A 25,415-nucleotide genomic window follows, 5' to 3' on the forward strand; every position below is an offset into this window, starting at 1 on the left:
GGTGGCGATCAATGCCCGAATCGCGTCATCCTTCCTGAGTCAGAGCAAGATAGGGATTGTTGGGCGGTATTTCGGCGAGTGCCAAGGACCCATCTTCGAGGAGGTAGCCATGCAGTCGGCGGGACTTCCTCGGGCCCGTGACTTCACAGGTCCAAATGTTCAGGCCATTGGGCTGCTTTCGATGTAGCTGCAGCTTCTCGAAGCGCTTCTGCACCCACTGCCAATCCTGTTGATTCTCCTGCTTGGCGAGTGCGGCCACTTCGGGATGCTCCTGCGCATAGCGTTGGAACACACCCGGGCTGACCAGGTAGGCCGTCTCATTCACCGTATGCACGAGTGCCTTCGCGTCGTTGATGATGAGCCGTCGTGAGGCGATTCCCTGCTTCAGCCAAACCATGAACTGTTCCCCGGATGGCTTCGTTGCCGATGACCCAGGCGTAGGCGCGGGTGCAGGTGCAGGCGATGGAATGGACGTCGCGGCTGTTGCTGGCGCGGGGGTGTGGAGGAACTCCTCGGCATCCTGGCCAACGCCGGCCGACTCACCCAAGCCCACCATCGCGAGCAAATCCTCCATGACGTCGGGCACGGGCTGGGCTGCGGGCGGTGAAACGATGGTGGTGCTGTCGCCCTCCCAAATCGGAGGCTCTTGACCTCCCTGCGCTGGGTTCACCGAGACGGTAGGCGCGGGAGCCGACATGCAGGCGTCGTTTTCCGCGGGCGTCGCGTCGATCTCTACCGTGCCCGCGAAAGGTGCTGGTCGCTCGCCAGACTCCCAGATCAGCGCGGGAGCGAGACGCAACAGGGTGAACGAATGGGACCAGCCGGTCGTGCTGGTCACGGTCGCGCGCCAGACCGCTTTGCCGTCCGAGGTGGGCTGGAGCATGCCGTGGTCTTGCAGCACGTTGAACACGGCGGTGTTGTTCGCAGGAATGCCATCGATCCCCTGAGACAGGAGGTGTGCGCGCAGTTTGTCCGAAACCGTCTTGCTCACCAGCCACAAACCATCCTCGGTGAGCCAGCCATCGGAGGCTTCCGGCTGGTTCAGCTTCAACTGTTCCTTGAGCAGGTAGCGCAACCCGTCCAGCAGCTTGCGTTGCAGTGCGTGCTTGGGCGCGGCCATGGCGCGCACCGGATCGCCGCCCAGCTCCTGGGCCACCGACGCCCGGTCTGCTTGCACGACAAGTTCCCCCAGTACACCGGCATGTTCGTACTGACCGGCCAGCACATAGAGCAGCGGTGCCCAGAGAGCCGGATAGTCGCTGAGCCAGTCCAGGACGTGGCGGTCGAGCAGTTGGCGATAGAGCAAGCCTGTTGCGGCGCTGTGCAGGCGGTATTCGCGGTCGTCACGGTAGCGAAATCGGTACGCCTGGTGCAGCGGGCCATGCCACGGATGCCAAGTACTGCCGTCGGCCAGTTCGACGTGTAGATCGACGGCGATCTTGCCAATATCGTGGAGCAGCGCAGCATAGGCAACGGCGGCGGTCCAGGCTTCGGACTGCGCCGCCTGGTCTTCGGGACTGGCACCGATGGGCAGCAGATGGGACTGCCGCAGTTTCAGGCTGTAGGCGACGATCTCCAGGCCGTGGTCGAGCATGCCGCCCGGGTAGGCATGGTGATGCGCCTCGGAGGCCGGGAAGGCCTGGACCAGTTCGGCATAGCGTTCCAGGGGCGTGCGATACAGGGTGGCGAATTGCCTACGCGAGAGCGAGGTACGCTGCCAGATGTGCTCCAGCAGCTTCTGCCGGCGTGGGGTGGCCAGCAGCGATGCGGCCGACTCAGGACGCAGCAGCCCTTTCGGGAGGGCGGTGACGGGTGGTGGCGTCGGTGCGGCAGCGACCGGGGGCCGTTTTCGCTGGAACAGGGAAAGCATGTGGGTGTCCTGATGACGGGCCGACCGGGAGGCCTTTTGGCCTTTTCGAGGTAGGGCCTTTCCCCTTGCACCCCATTCCCTTGCCATTTCGGCCCTTTGGCCTTTAACCGTTTCGGTATAGCGAGGCCTGGGTTGCGGCTCCAGCGTCAATGTGGAACCCGCTCGAATGCATTGGACGGCGACCCGGCGCTGGCCTCTGCCTATGCTGTGGGAACGCTGCTTCCGCCAGGTAGGTTGTTCTCACTCAGGCGACTAAGTTGACAAACGCGACAAAGGCGACTAGAGTGAATCCTGTCCCAAACCTACTCGGGAGATGACCATGCCCACTGCCATTGAATTCATTGCCGACCGTCTGCCGCGCGTCACGGTGGAAGATGTACGCCGCTTCGCGGATACCGTCGAAATCCGGGATGCCACGGCTTTCGCGGCCGAGTTGCAGGCGTTCGTCCACGAGCGTGTGGAAGCGGTGACACTGCCCGCCAACTTGGAGGGGGAGACCGTTGGGCAGGCCCTTGCACGCAAGGCGGCCGCGCTGCGTGCCGACACGCGCTGGGCACCGAATGAAACCGACGTCCAGCGAGGCCGTGCCGTGCTGCTGGAAACCTTCAACCAGCCGCACAACCTGCCGCCCGCGGAGTTCGCCAAGCTGGCGGACAAGTCGCGCCAGCAGATCTACAAGGACATCCTCGCGCGTCGGCTGCTGGCGCTGAACGTGGGGCCGCGCGGTCAGAAGCTGCCCGACTGGCAGCTCGACCCGGTGAAACAGCAGTTGACCCAAACCGTGCTTCAGGAGGTCGAGGGTATCGATCACTGGACGATCTACCGCGCACTGTCCGAACCGCTCGAAGGCTTGGGTGGGCGCTCGCCGGTGGATGCGGTGACGCATGGCACGATCGACGACGTGGCCGAGGTCGTGTTCAACGTGCTGGGCGTTCAGGTGCATTGAAGCGAGATCGCCATGAGCCACGAGCTGCCTTCGTTCCTGATCGATGCCGGTGAACTGCTCCAGCATGTGAGCCGCGTCGTCTATCGGGGCAGCCCGCTGTACTATGGTCGCAGCAGCACGAATCGCTACGATGACCCGGCGGGGGCCTACGGCGTGCTCTACCTGGGGCGAGACCTGCCCACGGCGCTGATGGAGTCGGTGTTTCACAAGCACCAGTGGCTTGAAGACACGAAACGCTCCATCGCCCTGAAGGAGGTCCACGCCCGGATGGTCCGCGCTGTGGGCGTGCTGGACGACGTGCTCCTGGCCGACCTCACGGCGCCGGGCGTGATGGCGGGCTACTTCGGCCTGAATCTGGAGCAGTTGGCGAGCCGCGATTACACGCACACGCAGCAGGTGTCGGCCCAGGTGTATGCGATGGTTGGCGACGACGGCCAGCCGCTGTTCGACGGGGTGCTCTATCCGTCGCGCAACAACTATCCCGCCGCGAGCATCGCTCTGTTCGAGCGTGCGGGAACGAAGGTCAGCATTGTCGAGGACATCGACCTGGTTGACCATGTGGACTGGCCGCGTTTCGTTGCCACCTACCGCATCGGCGTGGAGCCCGACTCCGGCCCGGTGGAACCGGATGACGAAGCGTCCTGAAGCAGCAAGAAAACACATTGAAGCCCGAAACGGAATGAAGTGGAGCACACTGGAATAGGCATTCCTCAGTAGCAGGAGACGACCATGAACACCACAACCCGCACCAGCACCGCAGAACGTATCGGCCGCGCCTTTGGCCGTGGATGGCGTGCCTATGCGCGTGGCGAACGGCGGGTGTCGAATTGGTTGGTGGCCAAAGGGGTGCCTTCGGTTGGTGCCACAGTGCTGCTGTGGGCGGTCAAGCTGGCTGTGCTGGGCGCGCTGCTCTACGCCGCCTTCTGGTTCGCACTCGTGTTGCTGGGAGTCGTGGTGGCGGGATGGGCGGCGGCTGCCAATACATCGGAAGAAGACGAGTGGCCGTTCACCGACCTCACCGAACTGCGCAAGACACCCGGCTACGATCCCAATCTGTACAACGATACGTCGCACGAGTTGTACACCGACGACTGATCGGCACCGCGCTACTTCAGCTTACCTCCGGTAAGGGCCCCAGCGCCCTTACCGCCTGCTTGGCCGGCGCTCTTGCTGCCATCTGAAAGCCCCTGGATGACCTGCCCGGCCCGAATCCCAACCCAGGTAAGGCTCGCAAGCCAAAAGCCCGGCAAGACCAGGAACATCGTGCCCATGACGAACATCAGGAGCAGGTCGCCAAAGGCATTGTTCAACCCCACCAGCGGATCGAAGTTAGTGTGTGGCCGGTTCCAGCCGAAGCCCCACCCATAGAGCGCATCGAGGATGGTGCTGTCGATCCAGCGTGCGAGTTGGAACCAGAAATCGGTGAAGAACAGCGCGAACTGCACGACGCTGACGGTGACGACCGTCTTCAGGTCATAGGTTCCGACGACCAGTACGAGCGGGATGCAGATGACCAGTGCCATCTTGAGCAAGGCAAGCACCATGGGCAGCGCCTGGCGCACCACGTCCATGGCGGGAAATGCGGCAAGTGCCCCGACCGCCATTCCTACATCCCCCGTGGCCCGCGTCACGATGTTCGGCAGGGTCTTGTCGATCTGGCCGCCGTAGTCGGTATAGACCGAACCCTGGTTGAGCTTCTGCTGTCGCGGTGACGCGATGGTACGGACCACCGAATCGTCCACCTCGGTACGGCTCAGGAACCCGGCCCAGCCCGCCAAGCGATTCAACAGGCTGGGGTCCACCTGGCCCAGCAGCCGTGCCCGCAGGCCGTTGCTGCCATCGGCCCACCACTGCCTGCAGGTCGGGTAGCCGCCGCCACTGGCCACCTGCGCAAGCCCTGCGTCGCGGGTGTCGTCATAGGGCCATGACTCGCGCGCCGTGCTGGAACGGTAGCTGTCGTAGTAGCCGCCGGTATCCGTGAAAAACCTCGAACCGATCCAGGTCACGTCGTTCATTTGAGCTTCGTCCAGCTGCGGCCGCGCCATGAACAATTTGGCCCGTGCAGGCCCATAGCAATCCCGCGAGAAATCCGCTACTTCCTGAGCCAGCACCGGGTCATCGATGCGCGTGGCGTCGATCTCCATGCGCATCTGCCGCAGGTCCGTGCCACACGGGATCGCCGCCACCGAGGCGCTCGTGACGGCGCGCGAGAGTGCATGCATGAACGCCCACCAGACGGGCACCTTCGCCGACTGGTTGTTGATGGTGCTGAAGGACTGCGACCAGCCGGTATCCGTGGGCTGCGGCACGCTGACCTGGCACTGGGCCGAGCGCGAGCTGTCGTACTGGATGGTGTTCAGGTCCACGTCGATGAACGGAATGCCGGCGAACATCACCACCACGATGGCGACGAAGACCCGGTTCTCGATGCGGGCGGCGCTCAGCACGCCTTTATTGCCCTCGTCGGCACCTTCCGCACGGGCCTTCAACCACTCCTGCACGATGATGGCGACGAAAGGCAGCCCGAATACCCCGCTGGATACCAGCACCGCCCAGATGCCGTTGTTGACGATCCAGGACACCAGCGTCAGGTAGTACTCCAGGTAGTCGGTCGTGAAAAGCGTCATCGCGCCATCTCCCCTCAACCGGCCTGCATCAGCAGGCTGGCTTCCAGCGCCACGATGGCGACGACGCCCGCGACCTCGGTGCGCACCAGGCGGCGCCGCGCCTGGGCGTCGTCCTCACGTACCAGCAGCCGGCGCCGCATCCAGACCCAGCCATAGGCCGTCGCCCCGTACAGGCACAACCGCCACACGAAGAAGTAGCCCGATGCGGCCGCGAGCCACCGCTCCCAGCCGGCCACGCTCCCGACCAGGTAGATGCCGGCGACGTTGGCCCCCACCGCAGCGGCGACGATCACCACCGCCCACAGCAGTGCTTTCGCCGCGCGCCGGCTGAACAGCCAGCGCAAGGGGCGCCAGGTCATGCGCATTGCGCTCATGGCCGGACTCCCGGATTGCCCTTCTGCAACTGGTCGAGGCGGTCGGGCACCGGATCGCCCTCGTAGATGCCGCGCGAGCCGGCCGCGCGCGTACCATGGCGCTGGATGATCGCCATCGGCGAGTTGTTCGCCAGCTCGCGGCGCAGCTCCAGCTCCGTTTTCAGGTTGCGGATCTCCCGGTCGAGCGTGTCGCTCTCGTGGTTCACAGCCTCGACCGCCAACTCGTTGGCCGCCACGTTGGGCTCCTTCTTTCCCGTGAGCAGCGTGCGCTGGAGCAACAAGGCCTTCTCCAGCACCGACGACAGCGCCACCTCGGACGCAAGGCGCCGCGCCAGCAGGTCCTGGTCCGGCTCGTCGCGCAGCGCCTCGATGACGCCGCGCGTGATCGGCAGCGACGTGCTGCCGGCCTCGCGCAAGTTCTCGAAGGTGGTGTTGCGCACGCCGGAAACCAGTTCCTGCAAGACTTCCAGTTTGGCTTCGTACTCCTCCTGGATCAGCGGCGTCAGCCCGACGCCGGGCACCGTCTCGGTCTTGGTGCAGGAATCGCACGTGCGCTGCACCTGTTCCCCGAGGACCCGGGTGGCCCATTCGGTCGCCTGCTGCGGCGACGTCCAGGTCTGGCAGGACAGGCTCGCGCAACTGGCGGGCGCGATGGAGGATGTGTCCGTCACGCCGCGCCCGTTGACCAGGTTGTAGCCCGCGCGGGTGACGTCGCCGACCACCCGAATGGCGGACTGGCCTGCGCCACCGGCATTGCTGCCGCCCACCCAGGGAACGCCGTCGTTGCCGCGGCGCGTCTCAGCCTGCTCGACGGCCGAAACGGCATCGTTGCTGCCAACCGCGTCACGCAGGGCCATGCCTTCGGCCATCTGGCTCCAGCCAAGCTGGCCGCCCGCCGTCTCGGCCATCTTCTCGGCCATCGCGCGGCACGTCAGCTTGGAGCGGTCGAAGTCCAGCCGCGCCTGCAGCACGCCGTTGGTCAGCAGGTTGTACAGGCCGGGATCGGCGCGCTGAATGATCAGCGCCGGCAGGGACGCCACCGCGCTGGTGGCACTCTGGATCACGTTGCTCATGATCTGCTGGAAGCCGTTCGTGATGCCGTTGAGCTGGTTGCGCAGCGTGGTCTGGATGCTCATGTCGCCGCAGATCAGGTTGCTGTTCCACCCCAAGCCGACCCCGATGGAGCGCATGCCAGCCGCGCGGCCCATGGACACCGCGCTGCCGCCTCCGATCGAGTACATGACGTCATCGCCAATGACGGGGCCGCTGTTCTGGTATCCGACCTGCGCCCACGCCAGGCCGCAGACCAGAGCGAGCGTGCCGGCCAGCGCCGTCGGGCGCAGCAAGTAGCACGTCTTGGCGGAAAGGTTCATCGGTTCAGGACGCTTCATCGTGGCACCTCAGAGGAAATCGACGCTGCCCAGGAACACCTGCCCGCGGCGTTCGCAGCAGGCATACGGCCGCCACAGCGCCCAGGCGTAGTCGCCTTGCTGGGCCTGGGTCAGCGTGCCGCTGTGGGGGAAGACCACGCAGGTGTTCGACAGACGAGGGGTCAGCTCCTGCCACTTCCCGGTGGAGGTATCGCCTTCGACCAGCGCCCCGGCCGGCCAGTAGCCGTCACGGGCGTTGGCGAGCAGTGGCTGGTACACGTGCAACTGCCCGCGGCGCGTGACGACATCGCCCGCGCGCTGGGCCACCACCGCCCCGGATTTGTGGTCGTCGGTCTGGTGCAGGAAGCCACCGCGTGGATAGACATTGCCCCAGAGGTTCATCGTGGTGCGCGCACCGACCTCACGCATGCCCGGAATCAACGCCTCCGGGTAGGCCATCTCGGGCACGTTGTAGCGCCAGGCCAGCGTGTCCAGGGTGCTGAGCAGATACGGCATGAAGGCCGTGCCCGCGCCTTGGCAGAAGTAGCCGGAGGACGAGGCGAACTGGTTGAACACCTCGCCGCCGGGATGGCCGATAACATCGCTGTTCTTGAATTTGGCGAGGTTGTTTTCATGATCCTCGTTCGTGGTGCCGTCCCCGCCGGCCTGGGCCGAAGGATTGGGCGTGCTCATGGCGCGCACTTCAACCCAGGGGTTCTCGCCGGTGTTCGAGTACGACGACACCACTGCATCGGGGATGTAGTGCCTGACCTTGACGGAGGTACGCACCGTGCAGCCGGTCCAGGTGCAATAGAGCCAGTAGCAGATACCCACCACCCGGTATTCCAGGCAATCGGGCGAAGCCACTGAACCCACGATGGTTGCCGTGTTCAGGGCGTAGCTGCCCGTGGCGCTAAGCAGCAGCACGGACGCGACAGCAGCTCGCATGCGGCGCAGAAGGTCGAATGGGTGGATCACGGTTCGGTCCTCCGGTGCTGTTCGATCCGCGCGATGGCGCGGGCCACGTCCGGCTCGCCATAGACCACATAGCGCTGGTCCACCACGACGGCCGGGACGGCGGTGATGCCCAGGCTCCATGCGTCCGTCACGCCCTGGTAGGCCGTCGCGATGCGCCGCTGAAGGTCAGTGCCTCCCTGGGTCAGCCGACGCTTGACCAGGGCTGTCGCCTGGTCGGGGTCGGTGGGCAGATTCGCCGAAAGCTCGGCCTCGATGCGCGGCGCTTCATCCAGCTCGATCAGCCGTTCGCCGCCCATGGTCTTGACCGGGTGGTGGCCGTCGGTGACGACCACCACGTCGGCGGCGAAGGTGACCGGGCTGAACACCGCCAGGGACGCCGGCAGCGCCACGGCCAGGCCAAGGGTTCGCCAGCCTGGTGCGAACCGGGTAAAAGCTGCTGGCATGTCATGCGCCCCGGAAGTTGATCAGGGCCATAGTCAAACGCCGAACCCCATGCGGTCCCAACAAACAATGCGCATCGCGGCCACCCCGCATACCTGCTTGTGTCGCCGCGAAGAAAAAGCGGAGGCCGAAGCCTCCGCGCTGATCAACGAAGCAGTGCAACACTTACAGCAGGCCGGACTCCGCAAAGGAGAACGGGGCACCCTGGCCGACGATGATGTGGTCCAGTACCCGCACATCGATGAGCGCCAGCGCGGCCTGCAGTTGCTGGGTCAGCACGCGATCCGCGATCGACGGCTCGGACATGCCCGAGGGGTGCTGATGTGCGAAGACCACCGCAGCGGCATTCAATTCCAGCACACGCTGTACGACGACACGCGGATAGACCGAAGTCGAGTTGATCGTGCCCCTGAACAACGGCTCGTAGGCCAGCACCTGATGCATGCTGTCAAGGAATACAGCGACGAATATTTCGTTGGGCTCGGCCACCAGCTTCACGTGCAGGTAGTCGCGCACGGCCGTGGGGTCGAGGAGTTTCGGACCCGCTTTGAAAACCCGCTTCTCCAGCAGTGCAATGGCTTGCTGGATGATCCAGTCCTCGTGCTGGGCAGCGATGGCGGAAAGCGACTCCAGGCAGGAGTCATTGACGACGAAAGACATGGCGAACCTCCAAATGGTGAGATCGGAGGGCGCGCGCCCGGGGAGGGCAAGCCCTCCTGGGGAACGAACAAGGTGCATCCATCACCGCGGGAGCGGTGATCGTTCGCGGCCAGGATGCGAGGCGAACGGGTTGCGGTCAGCGCAGCGGACTGCGCCGTAGCCTTGAAGACCGGGGCTACCTGGGCATGTCGCCGACGACGTCGGCAGGCATTTCCGATGTAGGTGTGGCGGCGGGATCGCGGGCCGCGAGCATGTCCATGGCCGACAGCAAGGCATCGCCCTCGATCGGACCCTGCAGCAGGATAGCCTTGCCGGTTTCGCGATCGTGTAGCCGCAGCGACGGCGTGGCGGTCACGCCGCTGTTCGTGGCTTCCGCAGTTTGGGCGCGAATCGCCGCGTCGGGCCGCTCGCTCGCGATGCACTGCTCGATGGGTGGCGTAAGGTCGGGGTAGCGCAGGTCCTCGGGCAAGCCCTGACCGTCGCTGCGCGTGTGGGCATATACCCACTCGACGGCCTGCCAGAAGGCGGCATGACCGCTGGCTTGGCCCGCGCATTCCGCCAGGCGCGCTTCCGCGGACGCGGCCGGCTCATGCGCTGCCAACGGGAGGTGATGCCATTGCAAGGCCACGTCCGCATTGCCGGCCACCCAACGCTTGAGCACTGGGAAATAGGACCGGCAGAACGGGCATTCGAGGTCCGCGTAGAGCGTCAGCGTGAAGCGTCCTTCCGGATTGCCCATCTGCCACGGAGGCCCAGCCACCTGCGTCTCGCTGACTGGCGCTGAAGTCTGAGGCGTGGACTGCCCGGGCCAACGGGACACGAGCCAGATCAGCAGCAGTGCAACCAGCGCTGCGGCCACTGTCCAAGGCCAGCTGGGCCGCCAGTGCCGACGGCGGAACGCCTGCACCTGCATCGGAATGGAAGGACGTTTCTGTTCCATGGCGTTCTCCGGTGTACGGCAGATTCAGGGCAGGTCCAGGGTCGGCGACTCGATGCCACGTGCCCGGTCGATCTTCTCAGCCACCTTGAAGGCGGCATCCAGCTCGCTGACGCCGTGCTGCTGCATGAGTTGGTAGCGTTCTGCCTTCTCCTCGGGCTCGGTTTGCGCGAGCGCGAGGTAGAGACTTGGCGGCACGGCGCGGAACAGCACTTCCATGCTCTTGGAGAGGATGACGCCCTCGGTGAACTTGCCCGCTTCCTTGCGTGCGGAGAGCATCAGCGCCTTCTGCGCCGGCGAGAGTTCGCGGAAGCGCGCGATCTTCTCCACCTCGTCCGGCGGCATCGACAGGCACACCCACCACTCGATCATGTTGAGCATCGGCTCCGCTGCACGTGGCAGGTCGTCGATGTTCTGCGTCGCCAGCCAGAACCAGGCGCCCAACTTGCGCCACATTTTTGTAATTTTCACGACATAGGGCGCGAGCAGCGGGTTCTTGGTGATGATGTGACCTTCGTCGGTCACGTTGACGATCGGCCGTCCCAGGTACTGGTCGCGCTCGGCGATGTTGTTCACCGTGCTGATCAGGCTGATGTAGGCGATGGAGAGCTGCGCGTTGTAGCCCTCGCGGGCATAGGTCGCCAGATCGACCAGCGTGATGTCGGCCTCGGGCCACGGCGTGCCGTCGCGGTCGAACATCTCGCCGTCCGTGCCTTGGCAGAACATGTCCATCGCGTCCGCCATCTCCAGCAGCCGCGCACGGCGCATCTCGGGCAACGTCGGGTCCTGGCCACGGATGCGCAGTGCATTGCGCACATCGCGCGTGAGCACGGTGCGCTTCTCCGCCACGCAATGTTCGGCGGCGTCGAGGATGCACTGGCGGATCAGCGAGCGGTCGGCCCGCGTCATCCGCGCTTCTTCCTTGTCTTCGCCGCCCGTGATCATCAGCCGTGCCGTGATCTCCAGTTCGCCGAGCACGTCGCGCTGCTCATCCGCCTCCATGGCCGAGGCATCCGGTGGCTGGTCTTCGTCCAGGGCATCGGCATCGAGCGTCTGCACGTCGCTGGGCGTTTCGATCAGCCGGCGTGCGTCGGCGAACGGCGCCAGGCTGATGCCCGATCCGGGGGCCAGCTTGACCCGGTTCACGGTCAGGCCCAGGCGCCGCGCGAAGTCGCTGAACAGGCCGAAGCTGTTGCCGGCTTCCACGATGAAAAGCCGCGGCCGGTAGATGGCCGTCACCTGGTTCAGCAGGTTGTTGAGCGTGGCGGACTTGCCCGAGCCCGTAGGGCCAAACAGAAACAGATGGGCATTCATCTGCCGATCCAACCTGTTCAAGGGGTCGAACGTAATCGGGCCGCCTCCGCGATTGAACATCGTGATGCCGGGGTGCCCCGTGCCCTGGGCGCGGCCCCACACCGGCGACAGGTTCGCCGCGTGCTGGGCGAACATCAGCTGCGTGTACCAGCGGCGCCGATCCTTGCCGGGGTTGTAGCAGCACGGCAGCCAGCGCAGGTAGCTGTTGAGCGGCGCCACCTCGTCGTCCTCGCGCACCGGTTGCAAGCCGGCGTTGAGCATGACGTTCGCCAGGTCCAGGCCGCGCCGATCCAGTTCCGCCTCGTCGCGCCCGCGCAGGTAGAACGCCAGCGTGCCCCGGTAGAGCTTGTGCGCGCTGCCGATCAGGGAGCGGGCCTCGTGTACGTCCTTGAGGGTCTGCTCCGACGCCAGCGTCTCGCCCACGGCCTTCTTCGCCAGGTGGTTCAGATCCGATTCCAGGACATCCTGCGGCGTGGCGACCATCGTGAGACACATCAAGGTGTCCTCGGGCATCTGGTCGAACAGCGTGTTGATCGCGTCCCCCTTGCGGGTCTCGCCGGTCAGGTGCCCCGTGCCGGGCGGCATGCGCAGCCGGTCGGTGATCAGCACGCGGTGCGGCATGCCGTCGAAGTACCAGGCCCCTTGCGCCACGTCCGAGCGCGGCTGCCCGAAGAACAACCGCTGGCTGAAATCCCGCCCGCTCGCCAACTCGATCTCGCCGGCCTCGGTCTCGTCCGGGTAGCGCGCCAGCGAGTAGAAGCGCTCCCGGTCCTCCGCCCCAGGACCGAGCAGCGTGGGGCGCGGGTTGAACCATCGCAGCAGCCAGTCGTGAACGTCCGCTGCAACCATGCGCCGGGCCTGGATGCCGGCATTCGCCAGCCCGCCGCACAGGCGATCGCAAACGATGCCCAGCATCTGCTCGGGTGTCTGGCCGCGGCGGTTTGCCTGTCCCTGACCGCTCGCGCGGCGGTACACCACCATGCGCACGCGCCGCGTCTGGCCGCGCCAGCGCAGCCGCGTGACCACCGTGTCCTCGAACAGGCCGCCGGGCTTGGCCACAGCGCGCATGTGGTGGCCGAAGAAGCGCAGGTAGAACTCGGTGAACGCCGAGCCGCGCGCACGTGGCTGCACGTAGTCGCGCAGCGTCTGCATGTACTGGTCGAAGCTCGGTTCGTCCTGGGCATAGAGCTGGAGCACCCAGGGGTTCTCGTCCAGTTCATCGAAACTGTCTTGGAGTGCGTTTTCCAGGGCATCGCGGGCGTGGGCGAGCCAGCCAGGCTCCCGGCCTTCGGTGCCCAGCGGCACCAGCTCGAAGAACGCCGCCACCGATTGGCCGTCCTCCAGGAGCATCGATTTCGACTCGGGCATGAACTCCACCCAGGGCAGCAGTTCCACGAAGGACGGCGCAACGTCGTACAGCGCCTGCTCGTCGGCCAGGGTCGCTGGCTTGCGGCCGTGGACTGCCGAACCGGGTTCGGGGATGCCGGCCTGGCGCAAGGCCTCGACGTGGCGCTGCCAGCTGTCCGGCTGCTCATCGCTGGCCGGGTTGCTAGAGCCGACGCCGGCCAGCTTCGGCCAGGGGAGTTTCCACCGCATCAGTAGTCCTCCACGCGCTCGCCCGGCATCGCGTACTGGATGCGCTGGTAGAGCGGGAAGACGGTCGTGTAGCCGGGCACCGGCACGGGATCGGTGCCGGCCAGGTGCGGGTACACGTACATCACGAGATCGGGATTGGGCAGGCGCTGGAACTGGCGGTGAACCTCATTGCGCGCGGTGCGCGTGTAGCGCATCTGCTCGACAGGTGCGGCCTGCACGTCGGCGTCGGTCAGGGGCCGACGCAGGCTCTGGCGCGCATCGAGCAACTGGCGGCCGGCGTTCCGTCCGGCTGCGCCACCGCCGTCGCCGGCCTCCTGCTGCCAGATGTCCATCATCGTGCGGTCACCGTGGGTCAACAGCTTTTCCTTGCTGGTGGCGCAGCCGGCGAGCACCGCGACGGCGAGGGCCAGTGCTAGGCCACGGGCCAGGTTAGTCAAGTTCAAGGGCATGGCTTTCTCCTGCGCGGTGATCGACCTTGCGGCCTTCGGGATCGAAGTCGATGGCGAGCGGCTTTTCGAGGTGGACGGCAACCTTGGCGCCGGGTTGGACATAGACGGCGGCGAAGGCTTGGCCGTAGAGCTTGTTGACCCAGGCCGACATGTCCCGGACACCGCCCGCGAGAATCTGGCCGACCGCTTCTTGGCCGGTGATGCCCACGGTGCCGATGGAGCCGTCCGAGCCGACATAGGACATGCGGCCGCTGCCACTCTCGATGAGCGAGGCCACACCGGCACCGGCCGCGGTGATTAGGGCCTGCGAGCCGAGGTATTGCTGGGCGTTGCTGCGCCGCTCGCCGCTGACGCAAGGAATGCCGTGGGGATCGCTGATCCAGCCCAAGCCGTCGCGCTGTTGGTTGTTCTGCTGGTTGCCCTCGCGGTCTTCGGGGATCGTGCGAATCGTGCCGTCGTTGAAGACGAACGTGATGCTGCGCACCTGACCTCGCACGCACGAGAGCGTCCAGTCGCCCGAGGCGGTGCCGCTGAACACGGCGCCGGCCACGTCGGGAATGTCGATGCCATTGGCGGTCAGGTTGTCCGGCCCGACCAGAACTTTGAACGGATAGGGATCGTTGACCGTGCCGTCGATCGGCACGCGGCCGATCAGGGCCGTCATCGCCACCGATCCCATTAGCGTCGAGTTGGTCGGCACGGTATAGACCGGCTTGGCATTCTTGACCCCGGCGGCGCGGGCGCCCGCGTTGGCCACGGTTTCAGCGGTGGTTTCGAGCGTGCTCTGCGCCGGGCCGAAGCTCGTGGGGAAGCTCATGCCGCCGCTCGCGCCACGCCCCCCGTTGCGCCCCTCGGCGGGCTCTGCGTCGTCCGGCTCGACCCACCGCACGCCGCCCTCCATGCCGGCCTCGTCGCCGCCCTGCAGCCCCAGGCCCACGGGCAGGTCCGCATGGCCGCCGCCGCGCCCGCCGATGCTGTCCAGGCGCCGCTGCAGGTCGGCGAGCAGCCCTTCGGTCTGCTGGCGCGCGCTGGCCGCCTGCTCTTGGTCGCGGCGCAGGTTGGACCGCTCGGATTCGAGCGCCGAGTTGATGCGCTGGTCGATGGAGTTCTCGCGCTGGCGCAGCCGCTGGTTCTCTTCACGCTGCGACTTGTTGTCCGAGAGCGCGGTCTGAAGCTCGGTGCGCAACTGCTTCACTTGGGCAACGAGCGTCGCCACGGTGTCGCGCGGGGTGTCGCCTTCGATGCCCAGCGCCTTCATTTCCTCGGGCGTGAGCTGGGCGCCGTTGTCCGCCGCGGGTGGCGCCGTGCCGCCTCCACCCGAGAACAGCCGGATACCGGCGAACAGCACCAGGATGGCGACAGGGATCATCAGCCACTTGAGCAGGCCGTTACTGCGCATGGCGGGCCTCCTTGGCGTTCTCGTCGCCGTCCGGCTGCGGCAGATGCACGGCAGGGTCGAAGCGGTGAATCGCCGGCAGCAGCGACTGCGCGAGGCCGCGGCCGCGCGTGACCAGGTACAGCACGGTCGTGTCCTCGGTCGTGCCGCGCGGGCCCAGCGCCTCGTGCTGGAAGGTGGCGGTGAGGAAATCGCCTTGCAGCACGCGCGGGTCGAGCGCGACCCAGTCGGCGCCGGTGTTGGTGAGGCGCACGGCAGTCACCCATTGGTCTTCCAGGCGCCACGACGCGAGCACGGCCGCGCGCACCGGCAGCGTTGGCATCAGTGTGTCCAGGTCGAGGTCGCGGGGAAGGTTGACCCGCATGACGCCCGGAAGCGGCTCGACGGTGCGCAGCGGTGCGTAGAGGTTCTGCGCGGCGAAGCGCGTCAGCACGACAGGGACCGGAGTTTCGCGCCGCGCGGTCCGCGCACCTGCCTGGCCCTGGGCGCGTGCCGGGGCCTCGGCACTGTCGGCCTGCTCGCCATAGCGTCCCGGTGCGCTGTCACCCTCGACGATGCGCACCGGCTCCAGCTCGGCTTCCCCGTCCTTGGGCGGTTCGGCTGCGATGTCCAGCAGGATCAGCGCGCCCGTGTCGGCGTCCTGCAGTTGCAACCGCGTGGGCTCGATCGGCTCGCTGGCACGCAGGTACACCGCGCCGCCCGCACTCTGCACGCGCAGGCGTTTGCCCACGCCTGCGGGCACGCCCACGCGCACGTTCCGGTCGATGAATACGATGCGTTCCTGACCGACCTTCAGCGGCACTGCCAGTGGCATGCGTTCCCAACGCAGGATCTCCACCGCCTGGGCGACGGGTGCCGCGGCCACGGCCAGTAGCCCCAGCAGCGCGAGTACAGGATGCTTCATGGGGTGTTTCCTCCTTGAGGCGCTTGCGGATTCAGGTCACTCGGCGCCGGGCGCGCCGGCTCCGGTGCACTGATGCGCTGGGGCGCGCCTTCGTAGCAGTCCAGCGCCAGGCCGAACGGGTTGCGGGCGGGATCGACGTCCACCCGCGTGACCTTGATCGGATAGCGCACCAGGGCGCGTTTGACCTGCTCGGCGCCGTAGTACTCGTCCGCCGTGATGTCCAGCGTCACCACCCAGTCGCGATCGGATACGGTGCGCACGCGCGCCGTGGGGTCGTCGCCATAGCCGCGGCCGGGAATCTCGTAGATGCCGCGCACGCGCTGACGCAGCTCGCCCGTGGAGCGGCGGTAGTCATAGTCCGCCCGCAGGAAGGCCTGGCAGGACGGGGTGAGGTACGGCGAGAGCGTATGGAGGTTGCGCGAGTAGTCTTCTTCGCCATTGGTCGGCCAGCGGTTCAGCGTCTGGAACACGTAGAACGTGAACGCATAGACCGATTCGGGCGGCACTTCCCACCACTTGCGGGTACTGCCAGAGCGCAGGTCGGGCGGGACGTGGATGGTCAGGTCGCGCGGCGCGCTCCACCAGCCGCCGCCCATGACCAGGGCGACAATGACCAGCGCGCCCGCGCCCAGGCGCAAGGTCTTGATGTGCGCCTGCAGGTGGGCGATCTCGTTCTTGAAGCGGCTCATCGCATGCTCCTGCGGGTGGACCAGAAGCCCGAGCGCGAGATCAGCACGTGGCCGCCCACCCAGCCGGCCATCAGCGGATGGCGCGTTGCGATGCGCCACTGCAACTGTCGATACAGCCAGGTGTCGGGGCGCCCACGCTTGAGGCGGCGCAGGATGCCGCCGCCGATGAACACGCCCAAGGCCACGCCCAGGACAACGAACGTCGGTGCGATGGCGATCGTGCGGAACACCCACGAAAGCGGCGCGCCGACCAGCAGGCCGGCCGCGCCGGACAGGCCGCAGCAGATCCACAGCTCGTCGGCGGTGAGGCCGCGCACGACCACGGGATGGCGGTTGAGCCGGTGCGGAAGGAACGTGACCGTCCCGTCCGCACGGACGTGCTGCTGCTCGGACATACCGGCCTCGCTTACAGGATGCCGGTGGCTTCGGTGAGCAGCCAGATGCCGATCACGAGCAGCACGGCGCCGATGGCGACCGTGAGGCCGAATTGGCCCCACGTCTTGCGGCCGGTGTGGATCTCCGCGTAGGTGCCGTAGGCGTGGTAGCAGACGCCGATGAACATCGACGCCACCACCAGCAGGGCCACGAGCATGATGATGTCGTAGCCGTAGTTGCGGATGGTCTCCATGATGCCGTTGCCGGTGCCGCGCGTCGGGTTCTCCAACTGCGGCAGACCTTGCGCGAACGACAGTGCGGGCAGCGCGGCGGCGCCCAGGGCCACGGCGGCGCGCTGGGCAAAACGGGAAGTGAGGTTGCGGTTGTGCATGGTCGGGCCTTTCATGTCAGGACAGGAGGAAGAAACTCAGGACGAGGTACATCGCGACGAAGCGGATGCAGACGCCGAGGAACTGGCGCTGGTTGAGGCGGCTCTCGGACCACCCCACATAGGCCGTTCGGATGGCCCAGACGCCCCACACGAGCAGGACCGCGAACACGACGCCGACCAGGACGGTCGCCATCGCGGAAGGCGCGATACCGCTGTTGGCTTGAAATGCCGAGACCTGGGCGCCGTTCATTGCTCGCCCTCCGCAGTCGTCTTCGGCGATGGCGAAGCGGCCCGCTCGGTGCGGTAGTCGCCGGCCAGTTCGGAGGGGTCGCGCGGCTGAGCGCGTGATGGCGTCAGGTGGAACTGGATGCCGGCGCGCACGCGCGCCAGGTCAGCCAGCAGCCGTGGGTAATCGAAGTGGTAGCGCTCGCCCGGCTGGATGGGGGCATGCGCGGCGCTGTCCGCGACGGTGCGTTCCAGCGCGTCGAGCTGGCGCAGCGCGGCGACCAACTCCTGGCGCTGCGCCGGGGACTCGGCCAATGCCATCGGGGACTGGCCCAGCACGAGGGCCGTCACGAAAAAAGTGGGCACGCCGCGATGCGCGGCGCGCAGCCAGATCGAAGCCACCATCGCGCCATTCCTGTGTGATCAGCAATGGGTTGATCGTGGAGATCAGGGCTGTTTCAGGCCGCAAACAATAGGAACTGGCGGACGACCGGATTGGGCATGCTGCGAGCGAACCTACAAAAGCCCGGGTCGCGCTTCGATTATTGCGTTTTTCGAGTATTTCGAATATGATCGGCTCTGCAACCGTTTTCGCTTAGGAGCTACCCATGACCACCGCCACTGCCCAATCCAAGATGACCCTTCCCGCCGCGGGAGAGGTGAAGGCAGCCGTCCAGGGTCAACGTGCCTTGGCGGCTTACCTCGCAACCCAGTTCGAGACGCAGCACATCCAGATCTTTGATGACCACAAACAGGCTCATCAGGTGGAACTGCCTACCTCGGCTTTACGCCTGCTGGTCGACATCCTGGCCGAGTTGGCCGATGGCAATGCAGTAAAGGTGGTGCCCGTCCATGCAGAGCTGACGACCCAAGAGGCGGCGGACTTGCTCAACGTGTCCCGTCCCCATTTCGTCAAGCTGCTCGAAGATGGGGTGTTGGCATTTCATCGCACCGGCAAGCACCGCAGGGTGAGGTTCGCCGATCTGATGCAGTACAAGGAAGCGCGCGAGCGCGCCAGTGAGCAGGCGATGGCCGAACTCGCTCAGCAGTCGCAAGAGTTGGGAATGGGATACGAATGAGGCATTCCCCATTCACCGCCGTCTACGACGCGTGCGTTCTATATCCCGCGCCACTGCGGGATTTCCTGATGTGGCTCGGCCTGTCTGGCCGCTTCCGGGCGCGGTGGAGCCAAGCCATTCATGAGGAGTGGAAACGCAACCTGTTGATCAACCGCCCCGATCTCACCCGGGTTCAGGTCGACAGGACGTCGGATCTCATGGACCGGGCAATTCCGGACGGCTTGGTGGAGGGCTACGAAGCGCTCGTGGCAGGCCTGACATTGCCCGATCCGGACGACCGGCACGTCCTGGCTGCGGCGATTCGCTGCGGTGCGAGCGTGATTGTGACGTTCAACGAACGGGATTTCCCGAACGATCTGCTGGCTCCGTACGGCATCGAATCGCAGCACCCCGATGAGTTTGTGGACAACCTACTGGATCTGGACGCGGCCGCCGTGGTGTCGGCTGCGCAGCGCCAGCGTGCCCAACTCAAGCATCCGCCGATCGAGGTGGACCGCTATCTCGAAATCCTGCTGCGCCAAGGCCTTGTGCAAACGACCAAGGTGCTGGCGACCTATCGCACCATTCTCTGACCCGCCGAGAGCCACGGATGACCAAGAATCCTTCATCAGACGCCACTTTGCCGAAAGGCATCCATCGAAGCTGGAAGCTGCCGGACACGTCGCTGGGCGCCCTGTGGGATTCCATCGTCATGGACGAAGCTCTCAAGAAGCAGTTGCTGTCACAGGCGATCGTCAACTTCACGGTGCGCCCCAAGGTGGAGCGCACGGTACTCCCCCTGCACGGCGTGATCTTGTTGGTCGGCCCGCCGGGGACTGGGAAGACCTCCTTGGCACGGGGCTTGGCGCATCGTGTGGCCGAATCTTTTTCTTCTGCGAAGTTTCGATTGCTGGAAGTAGAGCCTCACACGCTGACGAGCTCTGCAATGGGAAAGACTCAACGCGCCGTGGCAGACCTGTTCTCGCAATCGATCGCAGAATCCGCAGCGGCGGGCCCGACGATCGTCCTTCTGGACGAGGTCGAAACGCTTGCGGCTGATCGAGCCAAGCTCAGCCTGGAAGCCAACCCGGTTGATGTGCACCGGGCCACCGACGCGGTGTTGGTGCAGTTGGACATGTTGGCCGAACGCAACCCGCATCTGCTGTTCGTGGCCACCAGCAACTTCCCACAGGCCGTCGACAGTGCCTTCCTATCTCGTTGCGACATGGTGATGGAGGTGCCACTGCCCAGCAAGGATGCCTGCAAGCAGATCCTGGTGGACTGCCTGAATGGCCTGGCAAAGACATTTCCGGGGATTGGCAAGCTTTCCTCGGCTCACCAGTTCGACGCGTGCGCTGGCGAGTGCGTCGGATTGGATGGTCGGGCCATTCGCAAGGTCGTAGCCAACGCCCTCGCGGCCGACCCGCAAGTGGCTATCGATCCGAACAAGCTTTCCGTAGAGCACCTGCGCAGTGCGATACGACAGGCAACGCAAATGCGCCTTCAAGGAGGGAAGCAAAAATGACCACCGTTGTCAGCCGGACGTTTCGCAGCTCGCCGCACCGCGATGCGTTGCAGACGTGGGATGCCATTGTCGAACTGCTCACTCAGGGCAAGGACGGCACGGCTCGCTCTGAACTCAGGGCCGTGGCGGGCGTGGCCGCCAGCTTGATCGCCGACCAGGCACCCAAGAGCGCGCCCATCGTTGCGACATGCGATGGACCACGGACCAGGATCTACTGCCTCTTCGACGAAGACGCGATCGATGGTGATGATGCCAACGAAGAAGTCTTGGGGTTCGAGCCGTTGAAGGGAGACTGGGGAGTCTCGCTGCCGTGTCCGAAGGAGCAGCTCGGCTGGGTGCAAACCGCGCTCAAAAAGCACAGTTCTCGCATCATTGCACGGGACTTGAGCCAAGGAATTGCCACGCAGGCGCAGGCCGATGCTGGACAAGCGCTGTCGCTCGACCTCGGAGGTTTCCTCAAGTCATGAGCACCGTCGCCACCTACTCGTACACGCACTCGGTTACCTATGTGACCGACAACATCCTCAAGAGCTTGAAAGACATCATCCTGCTCAGTGGGCTGGACCCCGAGCACTTCGCGGATCGCTGGGAGAGCAATACCCGAGCCATCAAGACGTGGCTCGGGACCGGTGATCTGCGCAAGGTGATTCTGGAGATCTACAACCCGGCAACCGACAAACTCGTGACCCGATGGGATATCGACATCGTGTATGGGTGGTCCGATGGCGACGGCAGCTTCTGGACAGATACCGAGCAGTTGAAGTACGCGATCAAGAAAGCTGGGCTGCTGCCATCGCAGGCCAAGTACAAGTTAATGCTCGATACAAAGCCAGGGCGGCCTGATGTGGAGGGGTGGAGCAAAGGAAGTTATCGCTCGACGGATGGAATGGTCAAGCAGAGCCTAGGCTCGACTGTCGAACACAGCGGCCTGGCGGGTCAGGCCGGATATTGGAGGCAACGCTGATGCTGTCGATCGATGAAGCTTTTCGCAAGTTCAAGTCGCGTCTGGAACTCAACGAACGCGAGCAGAAGAATGCCTCGCAACGCCAGAACGAAGTGCGGGACTACCTGCAGACCAAGTTCGGCATTGCGCGCAGCTTCCTGACCGGGTCCTATGCTCGATACACGAAGACGAAGCCGCTCAAGGATATCGACATCTTCTTCGTGCTGAAGGACTCGGAGAAGCATTACCACGGCAAGGCCGCATCGGTAGTGCTGGATGATTTCCACTCTGCATTGGTGGAGAAATACGGTTCGGCGGCCGTGCGCAAACAGGCGCGCTCGATCAACGTGGATTTCGGTGTTCACATCGACGCGGAGGACAACACGGACTACCGGGTGGTCAGCGTGGATGCGGTGCCCGCATTCGACACCGGCGACCAGTATGAGATCCCCGATACGGCGTCCGGAAAGTGGATCAAGACGGACCCGGAGATCCATAAGGACAAGGCGACCGCAGCGCACCAAGCCTATGGCAATGAGTGGAAAGGTCTCGTGCGCATGGTGAAGTACTGGAACAACAATCCCAAGCACGGCGATCAGAAGCCGGTGAAGCCCTCGTTCCTGATCGAGGTAATGGCCCTTGAGTGTCTTTACGGCGGCTGGGGAGGATCGTTCGATCGCGAGATCCAGTCGTTCTTTGCCACGCTTGCCGATCGTGTTCATGACGAGTGGCCGGATCCCGCCGGACTTGGCCCGGCGATCAGCAACGATATGGATGCCGCGCGCAAGCAGCGCGCGCAGCAGCTGCTGTTCCAGGCGAGCCAGGACGCAAGCATCGCCATCGACCACGCGCGTCGTGGTCGCAATATCGAAGCGCTTCGCGCCTGGCGCGCACTGTTTGGCCCCAAGTTCCCACTGTCCTGATTCCATCGGCTTCCATACACGTCCCATCGAGGTACAGCATGTCCCAGTGGTCGCTTTCCCAGCTCCTGTCGTCCCTGCATGAAGACATCCAGCAGCGCTTGTCCGTAGTACGCAAGACCTTCGGTCACCCGGGTACGAAGGGGGATGCGAGCGAGAACGTCTGGATCGACATGCTGGATACCTATCTGCCCAAACGGTACCAGGCGGCGAAGGCGCATGTGGTGGACAGCCTGGGGAACTTCAGCCAGCAGATCGATGTGGTGGTGTTTGATCGGCAATATTCGCCTTTTATCTTCACCTACGAGAACGAGACGATCATTCCAGCCGAAAGCGTGTACGCCGTGTTCGAGGCCAAGCAGACGGCTGACGCGGGGCTTGTGGCCTATGCCCAGGAGAAGGTCGCCAGTGTGCGCAGGCTGCACCGCACGAGCCTGCCGATCCCGCACGCTGGCGGGACCTACCCAGCGAAGCCGTTGATTCCGATTCTGGGTGGCTTGCTCACCTTCGAGAGCGAATGGAGTCCTGCATTGGGCCCATCCATGGACAAGGCGCTGAACGCAAACCTCACCGAGGGGCGTCTGGACATCGGATGCGTTGCCGCCCACGGGCACTTTTTCTATGACCAAGCCAGCGGCGCGTACAGCTACACCAACGAAAACAAGCCGGCGACCGCGTTTCTTTTCAAGCTGATCGCGCAGCTTCAGTTCAGTGGAACGGTCCCCATGATCGATGTGGAGGCTTACGGTCAGTGGTTGACCAAGTGAGGGGTCGCTGTGGCAAGCATACGTTCGGAGTACCACCGGTTCCTGGCGCACTTGACGCAGCGGCACGTGCACGACGACGTGCGCCGGCTGGCGCACCTGGTGCTCGATCACCTGCAGCCACTGGCCGAGGTCGGTGCTGCACGCCGGGGGCGCTCCACGCGCTTGGCGCCGCTGGCCATCGCGCATCTGGCGCAGATGCCTGTCGCCTACGACGGGGACGCGCGCGGCCCCGAAAACGGGCCGGCGCTCGGGCGACTGCACCAGCTCGAAGTCGGGCCGTTTCGAGGATTCATGCGGCAGGAGACGTTCGACCTCAGCCATGACATCACCTTGGTCTACGGTGCCAACGGCACCGGCAAGAGCAGCTTCTGCGAAGCCTTGGAAGTGGCGATGCTCGGTTCGATCAGCGAAGCGCAGGCCAAGCGGGTCGACCAGCGGACGTACTGCAACAACGCTCGCCTGCGCCGCCACATCGCGCCAGTCCTGTCGTCTACGGCGGCGGGCGAGGCGCAGGCCGTCCAGCCCGACGAAGCTGAGTATCGCTTCTGCTTCATCGAGAAGAACCGCCTCGACGATTTCGCCCGAATCGCCGCGCGGACCCCGAGCGATCAGCGCCAGCTCATCGCCACCCTGTTCGGCGTGGACCAGTTCAGCGAGTTCGTGCGCGGCTTCAACCCCTCGCTCGATCAGGACCTGATGCTTGCCGGCGTGCAGGCGGCGCAGCTGGCGCAGCGTCGCCTGCAGTTGGCGAACTCCGAACAGACCATCGCCGCCTACCCGCAGAAGATCGCAGCGGTCGAGGGCCTGGAACAAGCTTTGGCGCAGCGCATGTCACCTGGCGCGACCTATCAAACCTGCGTGGACTGGCTGCTGGGTACGCCGCAGCAGCAAGGACGGCTACCGTATGTCCAGGCTCAGCTGGACGCCAACCCGCCTGCCATTCACGAGGTGACCCAGGCCCGCCTGCAAGCGTTGCTGGCAGAGGCCTACCGCGTCCAGGGACTGTGGCAAGCGTCTTCCGCGCAACTCGCGGCCCGCGCCGGCGAGGTGTCGTACGCGAAGCTCTACGAGGCCGTGCAAGCGTTGGCGGACGGGGCGACCGCGTGTCCGGCATGTGGAACCGAACTGGCCGCCGTGGCGCAGGACCCGTTCGCCAGGGCGCGAATGGGCCTGGAGCAGCTCGCGCAACTGGCCGTCCTGCAGCAGCAGGAGGCCGGGCATCGGACGCAGTTGAGCGAGGCGGTCCGAGCGCTGTGTGACGAAATGCGCCGCGTGGTGGCGGCGGCTGGGGTCGCTTGTCCTGCCGAATCGCAGGCCGCGGGCCTGCCACTGCTGCCTCCCACGTCGGCGGGCAATTGGCTCGGCGGCGGGGTGAATGGGGACCAGCGCGCCTGGCAAGCCCTCTTACGGATCGCACAGATCATCGAAGGCTTCGACGCGCAGGCGCGCGACGTGAATGCCCAGCGCGGCGCGATAGCCCAGGAGCGGGACCGCCTGCAACAGCATCAGCTGGAGATCGAACGGCTGCGGACCATGCGCACGACTGCGGATCAGGAGCTGGCGGCCGCCCGCCAAACCGTGGCCCAATTCGACGACGCGAACCGCGGCCTAATCCAGGCGGCCACGGACGAAATGCCGGTGGTGGTGCACCATCAGCGGGTCAAGGCCGCCTACGACGGCTTCCTGCCCGAGATTCAGGCATACCTAACCGCTCTGCCGGGGGTTCTGCTACAGGGGCTGGGAGACCAAGCCCGCCATCTCTACAACGCATTCAACCGGGCCGATCCGCCCGGCGATCTGCTGCACGCGCTGTGGTTGCCCGTGGCCGAGAACGGCAAGATCGAGGTGGAGTTCGCCGGCGAGCCGGGCGCGCGCTACGACGCGTTGATCGTCTTCAGCGAAGGGCACATCAAATGCCTGGGCCTGGCGATTCTGCTTGCCAAGAACCTCGCGCAGGGCTGCCCCGTGGTCATATTCGATGACGTCGTCAACGCGATCGACGACGACCATCGCGATGGCATCTGGCGTACCTTCTTCGAGGACGGTTTGCTCCACGGCAAGCAGGTTATCCTCACCTCGCACGCAGAGGAGTTCCTGCACCGCATCCAGCAGGAGTTGGGCGTGCGCCGCGCCGCGGCCATTAAGCGCTACAAGTTTCTCCCGCATCAGGGAGAGCACGAACTGCGGGTCGACAGCGACCCGCCAGCGAAGAACTATGTTCTTCTGGCCCAGCAGGCGTTGGCGGCTGACGAGAAACGCGAGGCACTGCGTCAGGCCCGGCCGGCGCTGGAGAGTCTGACGGACCGCCTGTGGACGTGGCTGGGTCGGCGGGCGGACGGCCGGATCGACATCAAGCTGAGCGGGCCCCGCGCGCCTTGGGAGCTGAACAATAAATGCACCAAGTTGCGGTCGGCCGTCGAGCGTATCGCGGCGCAACATGCGGGTGCGCCGGATGCCGTAGGGGCGTTGGTCCGGCTGCTCAATGTCAGCGGTACGAGTATTGAATGGGGTTACCTCAATAGCGGTGTGCACGACGCTCAGCGCGATCATGAGTTTGATCGGGCGACGGTAAGAACGGTCGTCGAGGCGGTTACGGCGTTGGATGCTGCTCTTGATACCCTGCAGAACCGATGAACGGCACACGGCTTTGCAGAGCCGTG

At 65.2% G+C, this 25,415-nt stretch carries 28 protein-coding genes; 11 read left to right on the top strand and 17 right to left on the bottom strand.

Features of this window, described 5'->3' with window-relative positions:
- Window positions 1-25 precede the first annotated feature (25 nt).
- On the bottom strand, window positions 26-1,870 hold the full coding sequence (gene mobH / locus V8689_RS09405; RefSeq protein ID WP_042178553.1) for a MobH family relaxase: 1,845 nt from the start codon (window positions 1,868-1,870) through the stop codon (window positions 26-28).
- Between the two features lie 319 nt (window positions 1,871-2,189).
- On the opposite strand from mobH, the gene V8689_RS09410 reads away from it, so the two are divergent.
- From V8689_RS09410 to V8689_RS09420, 3 genes are all read left to right on the top strand, one after another.
- Window positions 2,190-2,816 carry a hypothetical protein gene (locus tag V8689_RS09410; RefSeq protein ID WP_023103892.1) on the top strand — a complete coding sequence of 209 codons (627 nt, stop codon included), beginning with the start codon at window positions 2,190-2,192 and terminating at the stop codon, window positions 2,814-2,816.
- A gap of 12 nt (window positions 2,817-2,828) precedes the next feature.
- Complete coding sequence (locus V8689_RS09415) at window positions 2,829-3,461, top strand: RES family NAD+ phosphorylase (protein WP_023103893.1); 633 nt, start codon at window positions 2,829-2,831, stop codon at window positions 3,459-3,461.
- Window positions 3,462-3,545: 84 nt separating this feature from the next.
- Complete coding sequence (locus V8689_RS09420; protein ID WP_023103894.1) at window positions 3,546-3,911, top strand: DUF3742 family protein; 366 nt, start codon at window positions 3,546-3,548, stop codon at window positions 3,909-3,911.
- A gap of 11 nt (window positions 3,912-3,922) precedes the next feature.
- Here V8689_RS09420 and V8689_RS09425 read toward each other — a convergent pair whose 3' ends face one another.
- The 16 genes from V8689_RS09425 to V8689_RS09500 all read right to left on the bottom strand — a co-directional run bounded on the left by V8689_RS09425 (window position 3,923) and on the right by V8689_RS09500 (window position 17,947).
- Window positions 3,923-5,443: a conjugal transfer protein TraG N-terminal domain-containing protein gene (locus tag V8689_RS09425; protein ID WP_042178557.1), complete on the bottom strand. Its 1,521-nt coding sequence runs from the start codon at window positions 5,441-5,443 to the stop codon at window positions 3,923-3,925.
- A 14-nt stretch (window positions 5,444-5,457) separates the two neighbouring features.
- Window positions 5,458-5,817 (bottom strand): hypothetical protein, encoded by a 360-nt coding sequence (locus V8689_RS09430; protein WP_009518522.1) that lies wholly within the window; start codon window positions 5,815-5,817, stop codon window positions 5,458-5,460.
- Window positions 5,814-7,208, bottom strand: a complete 1,395-nt coding sequence (locus tag V8689_RS09435) for an integrating conjugative element protein (RefSeq protein WP_042178560.1) — start codon at window positions 7,206-7,208, stop codon at window positions 5,814-5,816. The genes V8689_RS09430 and V8689_RS09435 overlap by 4 nt, the downstream gene beginning before the upstream one ends.
- Before the next feature lie 9 nt (window positions 7,209-7,217).
- Window positions 7,218-8,135, bottom strand: a complete 918-nt coding sequence (locus V8689_RS09440; protein WP_031637745.1) for a TIGR03756 family integrating conjugative element protein — start codon at window positions 8,133-8,135, stop codon at window positions 7,218-7,220.
- Window positions 8,136-8,161: 26 nt separating this feature from the next.
- Window positions 8,162-8,608, bottom strand: coding sequence for a TIGR03757 family integrating conjugative element protein (locus V8689_RS09445; protein WP_009518519.1), 447 nt, complete (start codon window positions 8,606-8,608; stop codon window positions 8,162-8,164).
- Window positions 8,609-8,771: 163 nt separating this feature from the next.
- Entirely contained in the window at window positions 8,772-9,266 is a 495-nt protein-coding gene (gene radC / locus V8689_RS09450; protein WP_009518518.1) for a RadC family protein, read from the bottom strand.
- A gap of 175 nt (window positions 9,267-9,441) precedes the next feature.
- Window positions 9,442-10,206 (bottom strand): DsbA family protein, encoded by a 765-nt coding sequence (locus tag V8689_RS09455; RefSeq protein WP_023098544.1) that lies wholly within the window; start codon window positions 10,204-10,206, stop codon window positions 9,442-9,444.
- Window positions 10,207-10,230: 24 nt separating this feature from the next.
- Entirely contained in the window at window positions 10,231-13,113 is a 2,883-nt protein-coding gene (locus V8689_RS09460; RefSeq protein ID WP_042178564.1) for a conjugative transfer ATPase, read from the bottom strand.
- Entirely contained in the window at window positions 13,113-13,562 is a 450-nt protein-coding gene (locus V8689_RS09465) for a TIGR03751 family conjugal transfer lipoprotein (protein ID WP_042178567.1), read from the bottom strand. Before V8689_RS09465 ends, V8689_RS09460 begins: the two co-directional genes overlap by 1 nt.
- On the bottom strand, window positions 13,543-14,961 hold the full coding sequence (locus V8689_RS09470; protein WP_042178570.1) for a TIGR03752 family integrating conjugative element protein: 1,419 nt from the start codon (window positions 14,959-14,961) through the stop codon (window positions 13,543-13,545). Before V8689_RS09470 ends, V8689_RS09465 begins: the two co-directional genes overlap by 20 nt.
- Entirely contained in the window at window positions 14,951-15,862 is a 912-nt protein-coding gene (locus V8689_RS09475) for a TIGR03749 family integrating conjugative element protein (protein WP_003105643.1), read from the bottom strand. The genes V8689_RS09470 and V8689_RS09475 overlap by 11 nt, the downstream gene beginning before the upstream one ends.
- A complete protein-coding gene (locus tag V8689_RS09480) occupies window positions 15,859-16,551 on the bottom strand; it encodes a PFL_4703 family integrating conjugative element protein (RefSeq protein WP_003105641.1) in 693 nt (230 codons plus the stop codon). Before V8689_RS09480 ends, V8689_RS09475 begins: the two co-directional genes overlap by 4 nt.
- Complete coding sequence (locus tag V8689_RS09485) at window positions 16,548-16,946, bottom strand: TIGR03750 family conjugal transfer protein (protein WP_003105639.1); 399 nt, start codon at window positions 16,944-16,946, stop codon at window positions 16,548-16,550. Before V8689_RS09485 ends, V8689_RS09480 begins: the two co-directional genes overlap by 4 nt.
- Before the next feature lie 11 nt (window positions 16,947-16,957).
- Window positions 16,958-17,317 (bottom strand): TIGR03745 family integrating conjugative element membrane protein, encoded by a 360-nt coding sequence (locus V8689_RS09490; protein ID WP_003090173.1) that lies wholly within the window; start codon window positions 17,315-17,317, stop codon window positions 16,958-16,960.
- A 16-nt stretch (window positions 17,318-17,333) separates the two neighbouring features.
- Window positions 17,334-17,567 carry a TIGR03758 family integrating conjugative element protein gene (locus tag V8689_RS09495; RefSeq protein ID WP_003050225.1) on the bottom strand — a complete coding sequence of 78 codons (234 nt, stop codon included), beginning with the start codon at window positions 17,565-17,567 and terminating at the stop codon, window positions 17,334-17,336.
- The gene (locus tag V8689_RS09500; RefSeq protein ID WP_003120001.1) at window positions 17,564-17,947 is read right to left on the bottom strand and encodes an RAQPRD family integrative conjugative element protein; all 384 of its coding nucleotides are present in this window, start codon (window positions 17,945-17,947) and stop codon (window positions 17,564-17,566) included. The genes V8689_RS09495 and V8689_RS09500 overlap by 4 nt, the downstream gene beginning before the upstream one ends.
- A 203-nt stretch (window positions 17,948-18,150) precedes the next feature.
- On the opposite strand from V8689_RS09500, the gene V8689_RS09505 reads away from it, so the two are divergent.
- The 8 genes from V8689_RS09505 to V8689_RS09540 are packed head-to-tail and all read left to right on the top strand — an operon-like array spanning window position 18,151 to window position 25,389.
- Window positions 18,151-18,621, top strand: a complete 471-nt coding sequence (locus V8689_RS09505) for a helix-turn-helix domain-containing protein (protein ID WP_003050245.1) — start codon at window positions 18,151-18,153, stop codon at window positions 18,619-18,621.
- The gene (locus tag V8689_RS09510) at window positions 18,618-19,193 is read left to right on the top strand and encodes a PIN domain-containing protein (RefSeq protein ID WP_003109777.1); all 576 of its coding nucleotides are present in this window, start codon (window positions 18,618-18,620) and stop codon (window positions 19,191-19,193) included. The genes V8689_RS09505 and V8689_RS09510 overlap by 4 nt, the downstream gene beginning before the upstream one ends.
- A 17-nt stretch (window positions 19,194-19,210) precedes the next feature.
- Window positions 19,211-20,125, top strand: a complete 915-nt coding sequence (cap6, locus tag V8689_RS09515; RefSeq protein WP_042178573.1) for a CBASS system CD-NTase-associated protein Cap6 — start codon at window positions 19,211-19,213, stop codon at window positions 20,123-20,125.
- Entirely contained in the window at window positions 20,122-20,592 is a 471-nt protein-coding gene (cap8, locus tag V8689_RS09520; protein ID WP_003105626.1) for a type III CBASS phage resistance system CD-NTase-associated protein Cap8, read from the top strand. Before cap6 ends, cap8 begins: the two co-directional genes overlap by 4 nt.
- Complete coding sequence (gene cap7 / locus V8689_RS09525; protein ID WP_003090159.1) at window positions 20,589-21,089, top strand: type III CBASS phage resistance system CD-NTase-associated protein Cap7; 501 nt, start codon at window positions 20,589-20,591, stop codon at window positions 21,087-21,089. Before cap8 ends, cap7 begins: the two co-directional genes overlap by 4 nt.
- Window positions 21,089-21,991 carry a CBASS oligonucleotide cyclase gene (locus V8689_RS09530; protein WP_003105624.1) on the top strand — a complete coding sequence of 301 codons (903 nt, stop codon included), beginning with the start codon at window positions 21,089-21,091 and terminating at the stop codon, window positions 21,989-21,991. Before cap7 ends, V8689_RS09530 begins: the two co-directional genes overlap by 1 nt.
- Window positions 21,992-22,029: 38 nt before the next feature.
- Window positions 22,030-22,755 carry a CBASS effector endonuclease NucC gene (gene nucC / locus V8689_RS09535; protein ID WP_003050273.1) on the top strand — a complete coding sequence of 242 codons (726 nt, stop codon included), beginning with the start codon at window positions 22,030-22,032 and terminating at the stop codon, window positions 22,753-22,755.
- Window positions 22,756-22,764: 9 nt separating this feature from the next.
- Complete coding sequence (locus V8689_RS09540; RefSeq protein WP_042178577.1) at window positions 22,765-25,389, top strand: AAA family ATPase; 2,625 nt, start codon at window positions 22,765-22,767, stop codon at window positions 25,387-25,389.
- Window positions 25,390-25,415: the final 26 nt, after the last annotated feature.

The organism is Pseudomonas sp. AK181, assembly GCF_051122975.1.
Classification (GTDB): Bacteria; Pseudomonadota; Gammaproteobacteria; order Pseudomonadales; family Pseudomonadaceae; genus Aquipseudomonas; species Aquipseudomonas lactis.

What these genes read in the sequence shown, in the direction of transcription:
- V8689_RS09490 (WP_003090173.1), bottom strand. Translation starts at nt 17,317, where the DNA reads ATGCACAACCGCAACCTCACTTCCCGTTTTGCCCAGCGCGCCGCCGTG.
- V8689_RS09415 (WP_023103893.1), top strand. Translation starts at nt 2,829, where the DNA reads ATGAGCCACGAGCTGCCTTCGTTCCTGATCGATGCCGGTGAACTGCTC.
- V8689_RS09410 (WP_023103892.1), top strand. Translation starts at nt 2,190, where the DNA reads ATGCCCACTGCCATTGAATTCATTGCCGACCGTCTGCCGCGCGTCACG.
- V8689_RS09445 (WP_009518519.1), bottom strand. Translation starts at nt 8,608, where the DNA reads ATGCCAGCAGCTTTTACCCGGTTCGCACCAGGCTGGCGAACCCTTGGC.
- V8689_RS09505 (WP_003050245.1), top strand. Translation starts at nt 18,151, where the DNA reads ATGACCACCGCCACTGCCCAATCCAAGATGACCCTTCCCGCCGCGGGA.
- V8689_RS09530 (WP_003105624.1), top strand. Translation starts at nt 21,089, where the DNA reads ATGCTGTCGATCGATGAAGCTTTTCGCAAGTTCAAGTCGCGTCTGGAA.
- radC (WP_009518518.1), bottom strand. Translation starts at nt 9,266, where the DNA reads ATGTCTTTCGTCGTCAATGACTCCTGCCTGGAGTCGCTTTCCGCCATC.
- V8689_RS09485 (WP_003105639.1), bottom strand. Translation starts at nt 16,946, where the DNA reads ATGTCCGAGCAGCAGCACGTCCGTGCGGACGGGACGGTCACGTTCCTT.
- V8689_RS09465 (WP_042178567.1), bottom strand. Translation starts at nt 13,562, where the DNA reads ATGCCCTTGAACTTGACTAACCTGGCCCGTGGCCTAGCACTGGCCCTC.
- cap6 (WP_042178573.1), top strand. Translation starts at nt 19,211, where the DNA reads ATGACCAAGAATCCTTCATCAGACGCCACTTTGCCGAAAGGCATCCAT.
- V8689_RS09495 (WP_003050225.1), bottom strand. Translation starts at nt 17,567, where the DNA reads ATGAACGGCGCCCAGGTCTCGGCATTTCAAGCCAACAGCGGTATCGCG.
- V8689_RS09455 (WP_023098544.1), bottom strand. Translation starts at nt 10,206, where the DNA reads ATGGAACAGAAACGTCCTTCCATTCCGATGCAGGTGCAGGCGTTCCGC.
- V8689_RS09510 (WP_003109777.1), top strand. Translation starts at nt 18,618, where the DNA reads ATGAGGCATTCCCCATTCACCGCCGTCTACGACGCGTGCGTTCTATAT.
- cap7 (WP_003090159.1), top strand. Translation starts at nt 20,589, where the DNA reads ATGAGCACCGTCGCCACCTACTCGTACACGCACTCGGTTACCTATGTG.
- V8689_RS09460 (WP_042178564.1), bottom strand. Translation starts at nt 13,113, where the DNA reads ATGCGGTGGAAACTCCCCTGGCCGAAGCTGGCCGGCGTCGGCTCTAGC.
- cap8 (WP_003105626.1), top strand. Translation starts at nt 20,122, where the DNA reads ATGACCACCGTTGTCAGCCGGACGTTTCGCAGCTCGCCGCACCGCGAT.
- V8689_RS09470 (WP_042178570.1), bottom strand. Translation starts at nt 14,961, where the DNA reads ATGCGCAGTAACGGCCTGCTCAAGTGGCTGATGATCCCTGTCGCCATC.
- V8689_RS09435 (WP_042178560.1), bottom strand. Translation starts at nt 7,208, where the DNA reads ATGAAGCGTCCTGAACCGATGAACCTTTCCGCCAAGACGTGCTACTTG.
- V8689_RS09425 (WP_042178557.1), bottom strand. Translation starts at nt 5,443, where the DNA reads ATGACGCTTTTCACGACCGACTACCTGGAGTACTACCTGACGCTGGTG.
- V8689_RS09475 (WP_003105643.1), bottom strand. Translation starts at nt 15,862, where the DNA reads ATGAAGCATCCTGTACTCGCGCTGCTGGGGCTACTGGCCGTGGCCGCG.
- V8689_RS09500 (WP_003120001.1), bottom strand. Translation starts at nt 17,947, where the DNA reads ATGGTGGCTTCGATCTGGCTGCGCGCCGCGCATCGCGGCGTGCCCACT.
- V8689_RS09440 (WP_031637745.1), bottom strand. Translation starts at nt 8,135, where the DNA reads ATGCGAGCTGCTGTCGCGTCCGTGCTGCTGCTTAGCGCCACGGGCAGC.
- V8689_RS09480 (WP_003105641.1), bottom strand. Translation starts at nt 16,551, where the DNA reads ATGAGCCGCTTCAAGAACGAGATCGCCCACCTGCAGGCGCACATCAAG.
- V8689_RS09430 (WP_009518522.1), bottom strand. Translation starts at nt 5,817, where the DNA reads ATGAGCGCAATGCGCATGACCTGGCGCCCCTTGCGCTGGCTGTTCAGC.
- mobH (WP_042178553.1), bottom strand. Translation starts at nt 1,870, where the DNA reads ATGCTTTCCCTGTTCCAGCGAAAACGGCCCCCGGTCGCTGCCGCACCG.
- nucC (WP_003050273.1), top strand. Translation starts at nt 22,030, where the DNA reads ATGTCCCAGTGGTCGCTTTCCCAGCTCCTGTCGTCCCTGCATGAAGAC.
- V8689_RS09420 (WP_023103894.1), top strand. Translation starts at nt 3,546, where the DNA reads ATGAACACCACAACCCGCACCAGCACCGCAGAACGTATCGGCCGCGCC.